This window comes from Photobacterium phosphoreum, assembly GCF_002954725.1.
Taxonomy (GTDB): domain Bacteria; phylum Pseudomonadota; class Gammaproteobacteria; order Enterobacterales; family Vibrionaceae; genus Photobacterium; species Photobacterium phosphoreum.
This window is the reverse complement of the sequence record NZ_MSCQ01000002.1, coordinates 1,277,193-1,290,437: the sequence shown is the minus strand read 5'-3', so window position 1 is coordinate 1,290,437 and position 13,245 is coordinate 1,277,193. Positions and strand designations below refer to the sequence as shown.

Sequence of the window (13,245 nt, the reverse complement as noted above, 5' to 3'; positions counted from 1 at the left end):
AATATTCATTCTTATTATGCAAATCTTACCTACCAAAGCATCAATTTAAGACTAAAATGTAATAATAAAAACTAAAAAGGCACTTATTATTACTGTTTTATACATAATCTGGTCGTTACTCTAATAAATTAAGCAAATATCGATACCTCAATATTGATAAAAAGATCTAATGACGATGATTGAATTATTTAGTTGGTAACGCTGTGTCTTCTACCTATAAAATCGTTTGATATAGACCAACGTTACTCCTAACGTCTTATCCTCAGCATTGTTAAAGAGGGCTTCGTCATGGCGACTATCACCGCACATCACACCGGTTATACCATTGCAAAATCGGCAGTAACAAAAGCAAGTAAACAACTTTCAGCTGCTGGCTATTTTACCGATATTTTTTGTATCGATCGTCGCTTCAGATTAGTGATCACCAATAACAAACAATTACCTTATGAATATGCCATCCATTTTATTCCAAGTGTTGATGGTGATGACACTCACCTTGAGGTATTTATCAAAAATGAACAACAACGCTATTTTGTCGATGATTTTTCAGAGCCTGAACTGATCGCTGATATTATCAATCACTATCAACATTACAGCCACAGCGAGTTCTAACGTAACAATAATAAAACAATAGAGGTCATATGCTTGAACACCTAACCAGCATAATCACTGAGCTCTGTAGCATTATTATTGTTACCGCTATTTTTAGTAGCCTTTTCCTTTATACGCGCCAGCCCATTATTCTTGCATATATCTTTACTGGTATTGTTATTGGTCCATACGGGCTGCAACTAGTGACTAATGCCACCAGCATTAGTCAAATGGGCCATCTCGGCGTGATTCTGTTGCTGTTTATTCTCGGCTTAAATCTTCAACCTCAGCGACTATTACACCTATTTAAACAAAGTGCAGTGATCACACTTGTCAGTTGCTTACTCTTTTTTATTAGTGGTTTTTTATTTGCATTACTCATCAATCTTACCGTGGGTGATGCTTTAATCACGGCAGCAGCAATGATGTTTTCAAGTACCGTTATTGGTTTGAAATTGATCCCAACCACTACCCTGCATCACTTACGTATGGGGGAAGTAATGACCAGCATTCTACTGATGCAAGATATTATCGCCATCAGTGTGCTCTTGCTGCTTAATATCGATACTCACCATAGCCTCACTATCAGCTTAAGCGTATTAATCATTAAATTGATAGCTATCATCGTAAGTGCTTACTTTGCGGTCAAATACATCATGTTACCGTTACTAAAACGGTTTGATGTTATTCAAGAATACAGTTTTATTGCCACATTAGCGTGGTGCTTTTTCTGGGCAGTATTGAGTCACAGTGTCGGGCTATCCTATGAAACAGGCGCGTTTATTGCTGGTATATCACTCGCTGTCAGCCCCATATCACAAGCTATTGCGGTGCATCTAAAGCCATTACGAGAGTTTTTCTTAATCTTATTTTTCTTTGCTATTGGTGCGAAAATAAATTTATGGAACAGCGATATTTATACTGTACTAGGGATTATTTTTGGCATCTGCTTAATTAGAATTAAAGCATGGGGATTTAAAATAGCCCTAATATTAGCCAATGAAAACCACATTGAAAGTGTTGAATTACGGGCTCGCTTAAGTCAAGCCAGTGAATTTTCATTATTATTAATTTACGCTGCAACCGCTCAAGGCTTACTGTCAGATCAAGGAAAAACCTTCATCGAAACAGTGACGATTACCACTTTTGTAATTTCAACTTATTGGATTGTACACCGTTATCCTACTCCTATCTCAATGGTCAATAACCTGCGTAAAGATTAACTCAAATAATTTGTCTATCTTCATAATAAAAAAACTGCCGCTGAATAAACAACGGCAGGTGAACCGAAATACAAACGTTATTATTATAATATTTTACAAATAGTTACATTGACCAGACATAGAACACTTGTGCTTTCATACGAATGATAATGCCACGAATAACATCTAAGAACCCAAGGAAGCTAATTGGTTTCTCTGCACTCACCCACGCTAATCCCACAGAACCAACAGGAATATCATAGCCTTCTGTTTCATAAAGCTTTAAGCGTACAAAGTGGTGTTTATTAGCAATATTCGCGCCTGTCGTTTGACGAACATTGGTTTCACGGCCAATTAAATTACCTTGTGATTCTCCGGTTGCTTCAACAATACCTTCAACTTCAGCGGCAAACACTTTGCCAGGATAAACAGCTGACGCAAATTCCGCCATTTGACCCGGTTTCACATTCCGAATCGCTTGATGATTAACACGCATCAATACATATTTTTCATTGGTATACATTTGGATACGTGGAATTGAACCTACAAACTGCCCTGCTCGCATAATGAAATTAGTGACAAACCCATCAGCGGGTGCATACACTTTGGTGTTATCTAAATCCCATTGTGCTTTAGCGACATTTTCTTGCGCCGTCACAACATCAACATCACGACTACTGACTGTTAATTCAGCTTTTTCTATACTTAATTGTGCTTTTTTAACCGCAATATGCGCTTTTTCAATTTGTGAGTCCAACATCACTTGTTGAGATTGAGCAACTGCAACTGCTGTCCGTTGCTCATCTAACATACTTGCCGTTATTGTATGTTTAACAACATTATTCTGCTTCACATACCGAGCAAGCATGGCACTTTTTAAATGGTGATCAGCCGTCGCTGCTGCTAATTGCTTGGTCGTGATATCAATGTCTTTCACCGCTGCGGTTTTAGATGCTTGTGCCATTTCAATATCTTGATCTGCCATTTTTCGAGCGACTTTTGCTGAATCGAGACTTGCTTGGGCTTTGTTAAGCGCAATTACATACGGTTCAGGTTCTAATTCATACACTAATTGACCTTGAGTAACCTGACTATTTGGCTCGACATAAATCGCTTTCACACGGCCATTAATCGATGTCGATGCTGGTCGTAACTGTATATGTGGCGATTGTACTAATGAGCCGCCAGATAAATCCATTGGCGCATAGGTAATTAAACCAAACCACACAAATACTAACCAACTACCGCCACCAATATACGCAAAAGCTTGAGTGAATTTATTCCATGGCATACCCACTAAGCGCAGCAAATAAATAAACAATGCCCATACAGCTAAACCTTCTAACATGCTATTTCTCCTCAGTGTTAACAGATTCAGTTGCCGCTACAGGAATACGATCACCATGCCAAATATCACGAATGCGACACAGTGCTTGTTCACCATCAACGAACGCAATAATAACCGCCAACACCCATACCCAATGCCATACAAAACCAATCCATGTGAGCGCCGTTATTAGACCTATTTGATGATGTTCTTTGGTCGACGCTTTATGGATTGGTAATTCATGTATTTTCCAAAAGCCAATCCCCACTGCTGCTATAGTGGCTATCAATACCACACCAGCAAACACACTTAATACGGTATCAATATTGGTATCGACAAAAGGCATACTCAATAAACTCATTCACACTCTCCGGTTCAAAACAAAACTCATTCAAAAGCCATCACTCATGCAGTGATGAATACAGCCATTGTGGAGAGAGATCACACTAACAACACAATAAGAGTCTATTTAAATTAAAAATAGCTGCTTTTTGATATAATCAATCCAACATAAGCTGTAAATATGATTAATACCTATTAAATGACAACATAGTGATTAAGGATACTAATGATAAATATTGCCTTTATTCGTACGGCTTACCTCAAACCATTAGAGCTTGGCTTACAAAAGCACTATGGCATCAGACTTACTGAGTTAGGTATTCCCGCACAACTTCTAAAAGAGCCGACATCCTTAATTCCTTTTAATGATTATTTACACTGGCTAGAACGTATTAAGATGTTAACTGGTGATCCCGCTTACATGATCAAGATGGCAACCAATCTCACTTTTGAAAATATTGGTCCACTTGGTCATTGGTATGTCAGTTGTCCAGATCTCGCATTAGCATTTCGGCGGATCAACTATGGCATTTCGTGCTTACAAGGTGGGGCCTCTTATCATGGAGAGCAATCGGGGAAAATCGTCAAGTGGGTATATAACAATAGTTATGCCCATGGCAGTGGTGCGAGTTTTGATAGCCTAAAAGTGGCTATTTTATTTACTCAAGTCAGCCGTAATTATATGGGAGATGATTATATGCCCGTAAAAATAGAGTTATATGGTCCTGAAATCACAGATCCCGCGATCCAACAATTTTTTGGATGCCCAATTACATGGCAAGCACCCGCGACCAAGGTATGGCTCAATCTGTCGATATTAGAACATGGCAATCAACGTCCATTACCAATAACCAAACCCATCTTAGTGTCAAATTTACAGCTTGATGATTTACTCAATATGCCACAGCCACAAGATATTGCTAAGGTGATGTTTGAAATGATCAACTATTCACGTTATTACGGTTTTCCAACCCTCGATTTTGTGGCTGAAAAAGTAGGATTATCCAGACAACAACTGCAACGACGACTACACGATTATGGATGGACATTCACAGGTACGACAAATTATATTTTATGTAATTTAGCCATAAAATATATGCTTTCAGGTATGGATATCAGCACTATTGCAACGATACTGGGCTACAGTAATGTGCAAAGTTTTAATAAAGCCTTTAAACGTAATCGAGGCTTAACCCCAGCACAATACCAACACCAATTATTAGAACGCAGCCTCAATTAAGCATGATATAACCTCAAAAAAAATCACAAAAAAACGCTAAATAATCGATATTATTTAGCGTTTTTTTATGACAACACAAACGGATTTACGCCATTGTGTGATGTAATTGATTAGATGCTGATTGTTCAGATTCGTGATCCATTTCAGTATCAACAAAATATTGTTTAATTGTCGACATCAATACAATGGGACCCATCATGGTCACTTTAAGCGGTGTACCACTTAAACCAAATTGAAGATCTGATAGGTCTGCTGTTGAATAATTATAGCGGCAATCAAATTTATCACTCGCAATATGAAGCAAATCAAAATCTTTTCGATGACATGAAATATGCGCACACCAATACATCGCATCGATAATTTCATTTTGACACATAGCGCGGATCACAAAACGCCAACTTCCTTCTTCACCATAAAAATCAACAGGAAACTGATTTTTTTTCTTTCGTCTATAAAACAACTCAAACCTTCCACAACCGATTTAATGTATTACGTTATTCTAAAATTCAATCATAGCCCTTACAAAAAGAGATACCAATAGCATTTGAATTATTTTATAACTTATCAATAGCATAAATTATGCAGGTATTCGGGGAGGTTTGAAATTAAAATATGATAAAAAATAAGGGATTAATAATAAAAAAGTGATAGTTATTAATAAATTTATTCTTATTAATATATATTCACTTACATTTAATGGGTTGTATTTAAAAAATCTCTGCCTATAATGCTGAAAACCGGAGCGTCTGCCAACGCTCCGGTTTTTTTGTGCCTGCTCAAAAGGCAAAAAAGTTACCTGCCAGTAACGATTTTAACTAGAGCAACATTCGATAAAATTTAAGGGATAAATATTATGCGTATCGAACAAGATCTAAAGTTAGGCTTTAAAGATGTATTATTTCGTCCAAAACGCTCAACGTTGAAAAGTCGCTCTCAAGTTGATTTAACCCGCGATTTTACATTTAAACATAGTGGTCGTCAATGGTCAGGCGTGCCAATTATTGCTGCTAATATGGATTCTGTAGGTAGCTTTGATATGGCTATCGCATTGTCACAACATAAAGTAATGACCGCAATCCATAAACATTACACTGTTGAACAATGGGCTGAGTTCATTACAGCTAACGATGCTTCAGTATTAAACAACGTAATGGTATCAACCGGTACGTCTGAAGCTGATTTCCAAAAGACCAAAGACATCATGGCGCTAACCAGTGACATTATCTTTATCTGTATTGATATTGCTAATGGTTACTCTGAGCATCTTGTTGAGTACGTTGAGCGTGTTCGCGCCCAATTCCCTGATAAAGTGATCAGTGCAGGTAACGTGGTAACTGGTGATATGGTGGAAGAACTGATTCTTGCGGGTGCAGATATTGTTAAAGTCGGTATTGGCCCAGGTTCTGTTTGTACTACCCGTGTTAAAACTGGCGTAGGTTACCCTCAGCTTTCAGCGATTATTGAATGTGCTGATGCTGCTCATGGTTTAGGCGGCCGTATCATCGGTGACGGTGGTTGTTCATGTGCGGGTGATGTAGCAAAAGCTTTTGGTGGCGGTGCTGATTTCGTGATGCTTGGCGGTATGCTTGCAGGCCACACAGAAAGCAACGGCGAAGTTATCGAGCAAGACGGCAAGCAATTCATGAAGTTCTATGGCATGTCGAGCCAAAGCGCAATGTCTAAACACTCTGGTGGCGTAGCAACATACCGCGCAGCTGAAGGCAAAACGGTATTATTGCCTTACCGTGGTTCAGTGAATTTCACCATTCAAGATATCATGGGTGGCATTCGCTCTACTTGTACTTATGTTGGTGCAGCTCAGCTGAAAGAGCTAACAAAACGCGCAACATTTATTCGAGTACAAGAGCAAGAAAACAACGTTTACGGTAAAGAATAAGCTTACTTGCTATTCAGTAAATTTGTTATTTAAACAGCCTTAAAAGCTATATAAAGCCAGAGAAAGATAATGATCTTACTCTGGCTTTTTTGTGTTCTTTCTTTAGTCTAGCCCACATTAGAATTGGCTGTGGTTTATTTCAGTTGGTTGGAAATTCAAAACTTCTAGCATCATAATTTTTCAATCTTCAAAGAATAAATTATGGCTGTCCTCTTTTTTTCTTCCTCTTTTTTTCTGTCTGTTTTTGTTTATAACTGTCCTTGATGCTTTATTCAGTCCATTCGAGTAATAAAGGTTTGCTCGTCATCCACAAAAGCCACAAAGCCGCCGTGATAGATAAACACTCGACCACGCCCTTCAACTAGGCAGGCAAGCTGTGGGATCAAATCTTCTTCGTTATTCTGGCGTTGAAATGTACCAGTATCGGTGATTACGCCGCTGAGTGTAGGCAAATATCCATAACTGCGCTTAGCTTGATCAATCAGGTTCAATTCGCTGGCAGTAGAGAAGCAATAGGTGATCGCACCAGCTTCTTCGATAAATAAAGTTTTCAGTTCTTCAAAAGCTGTAATCACCAGCCAGTCGATGCCGTTAACATGATGGATAAACATAGAGTTTCTCGGTAATTCTGATGCGGAGATTCTATCACTATCAGGAGCAGAACAAGAAAAGAACAATGACAAGAACAATGGACAGCCAAATATTTATTAAAATAGAGCCCCCAAAAAACAAACTATCCCACTAGCAATAAGCTCTCGGAGCTAAAATATACAACTCATTATTTCAATTCTTCGTTAAATCTGTCCTATTCTCATATTTCAGGATCGGCAACGCCCACAATCCTGACAATTATTGCGGTATTTTTATCTCATACTAAGAATCTATATCTAATTAGGATGTAACTGGTGACTCGCTGATTTTCCTTTGCACCAATGCCCACCGGCATGTTGTTTGAATGCACACATTCGAGACCATTTACCACTTACATTGGCGTAATGTTCCATAAATTGTTCACTATGCTCAAGCCAAGCATCAGGAGTTATTCCCAATTGTTGCAAAATCTTTGGTTGGTTAGATCCAATAAAGCCTTTTTTATCATTGCGAATACACCGACCAGTCCAATCAATAAGTTCAAGGTAATCGGCAAAAGCAAAGTGTATTCCGGCTGTTTTTGCCTGATGTTCAACACCAACAAAGGGTAATAATTGAAAATGACCTTTATTTGATGGTGATTGTTTAGCGGAGGTTTTCGGTTGCTGATATTCACGAATACGCTGCTGAATCGAGGTAAAATCAGACTGTTCTAGTGACGGTGTAACACCAGCCCTGATCGGGTTTAAATCAACATACATCATGCACGATAGTAACGCTTGTTCATCTAGTAATGCTTGAGATTTAAACCGCCCTTCCCAAAAAGCCCCTTTACATTGATCTTCTTTATTGGCTTTGCGGGCAATTTCTTCATTAAGACAGCGCATAAACCAGCTAATGCTACCTAATCGTTGTTGCCATTCAGCCACTAAATTTGATAATGCTTGTTGTTTATCCGAGCCGATTTGCCCCTCTTTTAAGAAATCCACCGCAATAGGATGACCATTAAATAACTGTAACCAACGCGATATTACCTCTTCAGGGGTTAACTTTTGTTGTTGCTCGGTATCTATTTTTAGCACCAAATGATAATGGTTACTCATCACAGCATAAGCACAAACATCAATACAAAACACAGCTGCTAATTGTTTGATTTTATTTACTATCCAACCTCGACGGTGGTGATAGTTTTTGCCGTTATACGGGTCGTCGCCACACAAATAGGCACGACGTACGCAGCGGTTAATTACATGATAAAAGGGCGTGATTTGAGGCTCTATCAACTTCCGTCTTGAGATTGTCATTGGTTTCACCATAAGCAACTTGAAGCTTAAGTGTAGTTACTCATGGTTGATACGCAAAGATATGGCTGTCCTTTGTTCTTCTTTACGTTACTAGATTATATTATCTTTACTTTTACACTACTTCTTCAAACTATAATGTTATTACTATTATCAAAAAGACAAAAAGAGCGTGAACTAATAACAGTAATGCAAACTGAATAATATCCACCATATTCACAAGGCAGAGTATTGGTGACAGTTAAAAAAGCCACTCATATTGAGTGGCTTAAAATTACAAACTATCCAAAACAGTTTCATTATCAGCAATTGTCTGAATATGCCCACAAATACAAATAATAGTATGGTCACCTTCAAGATATTCTGACTCACCACAGACTTCACATATATAAATAGGTTTGACTTCTGACATCGGCGGTCTCCTTTGTATTGGGTCATTGTCACTAAAAGATACCAATCAGCAATATATACTTATTCAGACCGTTATCAGTCTCTATTTTTATTTGCATAATACACATCACAATTACAGCAACATTGAGAATTACATCACGTTGCACTCATAAAAACACAACTAACGTTATACGATAGAATCATATAAATACCCACCAAAACATTCAGCTTAAGAATTTTTCCTGTCCTTAATATAGGAAAGTATTAACTATTAGACAATGTATCAATTCCTCCTGTACTACACTTTGAAAAGATCGAATCAAAAGGACAGATTATGGATGCCATCGATCCGGTATTGCTCACTTTATTACCGCAGGATATTAAAAACCTTTTTTTCCCTTATGCCAGTGTGCAATTATGGGCGCTGTTACTTAACTTATTATTAGGTTTCTTATTAGCGTCTATTATTGGTCTCCATTTTCGACATTACTCTTCTGCTTTTTGTAACCGTCAAGACTTCTCACGTTTATTTCCGCTGTTAATGCTAACGGTTATTTTAATTATTACCGTTGTTAAAGCCTCACTCGCATTGGCATTAGGACTTGTCGGCGCACTGTCTATTGTGCGCTTTAGAACCCCAATAAAAGAGCCAGAAGAATTAATCTACCTCTTTTTAAATATTGGTATCGCGGTGGCTTTAGGTGCAGGGCAAACATTAGCCGCACTATTAGCCTGTGCAGTAACCTTAGTGTTAGTCACGTGGACTAAACGTCGCAATATGACGGTATCTCAAGAACAAGGGCTATTTTTATCCATCAACGATCACAGTGAACATGAAATTACAGTATCGGTAAATGAACTAAAAAACCTGCTTGCTAGCCATAGTGAGCGCTTAGAACTAAGGCGTTTTGATTGTGATAAATACAGCTTTAGTGCGACGTTTTTTATTACTGCTACAGAAGTCGAACAGCTAGACAGCTGCCTTGCATTATTAAAACAACGTTTCCCTACCATTAAGATCTCATTGCTTGAACAACACAATATTGCTGGAGTATAGCGGTGAGACTAACACCTAATAAACGTGGGTTAACATCAACCGAGCGGATCACCATTACCGTTGTTAGTATCATGATCCTCCTACTGGCACTGCCCTCCGTTAACTACTTTAAAACGCAATTAATCCACTCAGGCTATGTGGCCCTCTCAACCTCGCCAAGTACCAAAATCCACCAGCTGGCAACGGATATATTACATGCCCCCATACGCTGGCTATATGCCAATCATCAGTTGCCCGTTATCGTGGTTGATATTGATTACCCTGAATGGGAAAAATTAGCCGATAACCGTGAGCAAGCGATAGAGCAAGGTTCAATCCCCGCTATAAGATCTCAAGTCCCCGCTAAAATAGCGTTTAATAATCAACATTTTAATGCCGATGTTCGTTTACAAGGTGATCTAACTGATCATGTTAGTGGTCATCAGCGGTGGTCGCTAAAAGTTAATCTCAAAAAACAACATGCAATCCTAAATTCGCAACGCTTTGCACTGATTAGTCCTCATGTGAGAACGCATCAAGGTCCGGTGCTTTTTGCACAAACCCTACGCTTAGCCAAATTTAATATTATTTCTCCGCAATACACGCCAGTAAAAGTGATTGTCAATGGTGATGATTGGGGCGTGATGTACCACGAGCAAGGGTTTGGTCAAGATTTACTGGCAACACATAACAGAACTGAAGGGATGATTTTACGGCTCGATCTTCATTCACAGCAAATTGACAATGATCACGTTAGCCGCGAATTAACTCCGCGTGTCATACAACAAAAACGCATCAGTCGTAAATTGGAGCTCAATTACCAACGTCAATTAGCATTAACCCTACTCAGTGATTTTATTAATGGTCACCGCAGTGCCAGTGATGTTTTTGACAGTCAGCTGTTAGGCCAATATCTAGCCACCGTTGATACATGGGGCGCATGGCATGCACTAACCTGGAATAATTGGCGTTGGTATTATAATCCACATACAGCAAAACTAGAGCCGATTCAAAGTGATGTTGCGGTATCTCCTAGCCGTCACCAATTATTAATCCGCTCGCCTAGCGAACAGTTGTTGATCAGTAAAACAATGCGCGCCGATCCTGAGGTTGAGCACCATTATCAAGCGGCATTAACAACCTTAGCTGGCTTAATTAAATCAGGTGAATTACAGCAACATTTGAATGCTATCCAGCACTCCCAACGAGCAATGCTGGATGGTAGTGCGCCATTGACACCGTGGTTCGATACCTCACTGTTAACCACTCAAATCACTTGCTTACAACAGCAATACCGCAATCGTGAATGCGATTCAATAACGCCACTAGCCGCTGAATATCATCTTAATATGACCGCCATGCGAGCCACACCATTGTGGGAATTGGCGAGCTTTTATAACCATCAACAACAGTTAACTATCACTAATCCAACTAAAGCGCCGTTATATGTGCAGCGACTGACAGGTTTTAACTCAGCCAATCAACCGATTGCCATCGAAGAAGCTAATAGTCAGTTACCTTTAGAATTACAGCCTAAGCAAACACTTACTCTCTCCCTTCCCAACACTATTGATTCTGTGGAAGTTAGCACTGCTACGCCAACAACAACCTTAGCCGAGGTGCGATTAACGGCCTATCAATTCCAAACGCCTTTTTTACCGCGTCCGTTAGAACAGCCAAATCTTAGTGACTACCCCTTTATCGAAGTCGGTGATGATCATTGGAAAATCCCTGCGGGTCGATGGCATATTAATCACAGATTGCGCACCCCAGCCAACTGGCAGCTGATTATTGATGCTGGTACGCAATTAGTGTTTGAATCTCAAGCTGGCATCATGGTGTTTGGGCGACTGACCATTAACGGAACGGCACCAGCCCCTGTCGAACTGATCGCAAAACATCAGCATCAACCGTGGGCTGGGCTCGTGGTTTTTTCAACGGCAACGACTACACCAAGTGTATTAAATCATGTCAATATTGCTGATGTTGGCAGCCCTAAACAAGGGCTCTGGCGTCCACGTGGAGCGATCAGTTTTATCAATGCTAAGGTTGAGATTAACCATACTGAAATACACCATAACCACACTGAAGATGCATTAAACATTGTTAATGGCGAGATTAATATTACTCACTTAACATTAAGTCATATTTTATCTGATGGTTTTGATTGCGATTTCTGTCGCGGCAGCATCAGTAATAGCCGCTTTGAGCATATCGGCACTCGCTCTGGTGGTGATGGGATTGATGTTAGCGGCTCATTGTTAACCTTGGCTAATCTGCATTTTAGCCATATTCGTGATAAAGCTATTTCTGTCGGCGAACAGAGCCAGATCACAGCGACAGATATTGATTTTAGTGATGTGAGTATCGGTTTAGTGGCTAAAGATGGTTCACAGATCAACGCCACCAATGTCAGTGGCCGTAACGTGCACTATTATGGCTTAATGAGCTACCGTAAAAAGAACCTCTTTAGCGGTGCCACAGTCACGGTTGATAATTGGCAATGCATTGATTGCCAACATAAAGTAATGGCTGCAATCGGTAATCGTTTAGTTATTGATGGTCAAGCTGTTACGCCACAAAAACTCAATGTCAGCCAGCTTTACAACACCATTATGAAACCGGATAAACCGCAATGAATTCACGCTTTGAAGTTAAAATACCGATCCCATTAAATCGATTACAACAAGTCGAGAATTGGTTGACCTTGCATCCATCATTGTTTCGCCGCCACTATGAGACGCGCTACATTAATAGCTTATATCTGGATAATCCGTTTTTAGATCGTTACCAAGAAAACTTAAGTGGTATCAGCGCACGTAAAAAAACACGTCTGCGTTGGTACCATCAACTTGCAACCCCAACCGATGCCACACTTGAACACAAATACCGCCGTGGGGGTAAAGGTTGGAAAATACAGCATCCTGTGAGTCTTAATTGGCAACCAGATAACCCTTGCTGGTCGCGAGTATTACAACAATACTTTGTTACCCTTCCTGCTAATATTCAAGCCACCATCGGTAACGAACAAAGCCCCATAGTGATCATTCGTTATCTGCGCGATTATTATATTTCTGCTGATGGTAAATTACGGCTAACGTTTGATCGCAATATGGAATGTTATGACCAGCGCTATTTTAATGTCGCCAATTTTAACCATGCCACCAGCTTAGGCGAGTATGTATTACTTGAAATAAAAACCGATGCCGACAACGAACAGGCATTATCTCACTTGGTTGGATCATGCCCGCTACGCCCCTCACGCCATTCGAAGTACGTTAATGGTATTCGGCAGTTAATCTGGTTGTAGGCTCAGTTGATATTCAAA

The 13,245-nt window shown here is 39.6% G+C and carries 13 protein-coding genes; 7 read left to right on the top strand and 6 right to left on the bottom strand.

The features are described from left to right. Positions 1 to 288: 288 nt before the first annotated feature. Complete coding sequence (locus BTO21_RS17605; protein ID WP_045030254.1) at positions 289 to 612, top strand: hypothetical protein; 324 nt, start codon at positions 289 to 291, stop codon at positions 610 to 612. Positions 613 to 641: 29 nt separating this feature from the next. Then, positions 642 to 1,814: a cation:proton antiporter gene (locus tag BTO21_RS17600; RefSeq protein WP_045030256.1), complete on the top strand. Its 1,173-nt coding sequence runs from the start codon at positions 642 to 644 to the stop codon at positions 1,812 to 1,814. Positions 1,815 to 1,917: 103 nt separating this feature from the next. Here BTO21_RS17600 and BTO21_RS17595 read toward each other — a convergent pair whose 3' ends face one another. Both BTO21_RS17595 and BTO21_RS17590 read right to left on the bottom strand, forming a co-directional pair. Beyond that, on the bottom strand, positions 1,918 to 3,141 hold the full coding sequence (locus BTO21_RS17595) for an HlyD family secretion protein (protein ID WP_105026936.1): 1,224 nt from the start codon (positions 3,139 to 3,141) through the stop codon (positions 1,918 to 1,920). 1 nt (position 3,142) lies between these two features. Next, a complete protein-coding gene (locus BTO21_RS17590) occupies positions 3,143 to 3,481 on the bottom strand; it encodes a hypothetical protein (RefSeq protein ID WP_045030258.1) in 339 nt (112 codons plus the stop codon). A gap of 207 nt (positions 3,482 to 3,688) precedes the next feature. On the opposite strand from BTO21_RS17590, the gene BTO21_RS17585 reads away from it, so the two are divergent. After that, the gene (locus tag BTO21_RS17585; RefSeq protein WP_045030260.1) at positions 3,689 to 4,702 is read left to right on the top strand and encodes an AraC family transcriptional regulator; all 1,014 of its coding nucleotides are present in this window, start codon (positions 3,689 to 3,691) and stop codon (positions 4,700 to 4,702) included. A gap of 85 nt (positions 4,703 to 4,787) precedes the next feature. Here BTO21_RS17585 and BTO21_RS17580 read toward each other — a convergent pair whose 3' ends face one another. Next, on the bottom strand, positions 4,788 to 5,162 hold the full coding sequence (locus BTO21_RS17580) for a hypothetical protein (protein ID WP_045030262.1): 375 nt from the start codon (positions 5,160 to 5,162) through the stop codon (positions 4,788 to 4,790). 393 nt (positions 5,163 to 5,555) lie between these two features. On the opposite strand from BTO21_RS17580, the gene BTO21_RS17575 reads away from it, so the two are divergent. Beyond that, entirely contained in the window at positions 5,556 to 6,599 is a 1,044-nt protein-coding gene (locus BTO21_RS17575; protein ID WP_045030263.1) for a GMP reductase, read from the top strand. 272 nt (positions 6,600 to 6,871) lie between these two features. Here the strand turns inward: BTO21_RS17575 and BTO21_RS17570 are convergent, their stop codons facing one another. The 3 genes from BTO21_RS17570 to BTO21_RS20140 all read right to left on the bottom strand — a co-directional run bounded on the left by BTO21_RS17570 (position 6,872) and on the right by BTO21_RS20140 (position 8,903). After that, positions 6,872 to 7,210 carry a hypothetical protein gene (locus tag BTO21_RS17570; RefSeq protein WP_045030264.1) on the bottom strand — a complete coding sequence of 113 codons (339 nt, stop codon included), beginning with the start codon at positions 7,208 to 7,210 and terminating at the stop codon, positions 6,872 to 6,874. 276 nt (positions 7,211 to 7,486) lie between these two features. After that, complete coding sequence (locus BTO21_RS17565) at positions 7,487 to 8,494, bottom strand: transposase (protein ID WP_105026935.1); 1,008 nt, start codon at positions 8,492 to 8,494, stop codon at positions 7,487 to 7,489. A gap of 271 nt (positions 8,495 to 8,765) precedes the next feature. Further along, positions 8,766 to 8,903, bottom strand: a complete 138-nt coding sequence (locus BTO21_RS20140) for a hypothetical protein (protein WP_156728303.1) — start codon at positions 8,901 to 8,903, stop codon at positions 8,766 to 8,768. Positions 8,904 to 9,215: 312 nt separating this feature from the next. Between BTO21_RS20140 and BTO21_RS17560 the strand changes: the two genes are divergently transcribed. The 3 genes from BTO21_RS17560 to BTO21_RS17550 are packed head-to-tail and all read left to right on the top strand — an operon-like array spanning position 9,216 to position 13,227. Beyond that, positions 9,216 to 9,938, top strand: a complete 723-nt coding sequence (locus BTO21_RS17560; RefSeq protein WP_045029538.1) for a DUF4956 domain-containing protein — start codon at positions 9,216 to 9,218, stop codon at positions 9,936 to 9,938. A 2-nt stretch (positions 9,939 to 9,940) separates the two neighbouring features. Further along, complete coding sequence (locus BTO21_RS17555) at positions 9,941 to 12,556, top strand: CotH kinase family protein (RefSeq protein ID WP_052672650.1); 2,616 nt, start codon at positions 9,941 to 9,943, stop codon at positions 12,554 to 12,556. Then, positions 12,553 to 13,227, top strand: a complete 675-nt coding sequence (locus BTO21_RS17550; RefSeq protein WP_045029537.1) for a polyphosphate polymerase domain-containing protein — start codon at positions 12,553 to 12,555, stop codon at positions 13,225 to 13,227. Before BTO21_RS17555 ends, BTO21_RS17550 begins: the two co-directional genes overlap by 4 nt. The last annotated feature ends 18 nt before the right edge of the window (positions 13,228 to 13,245 follow it).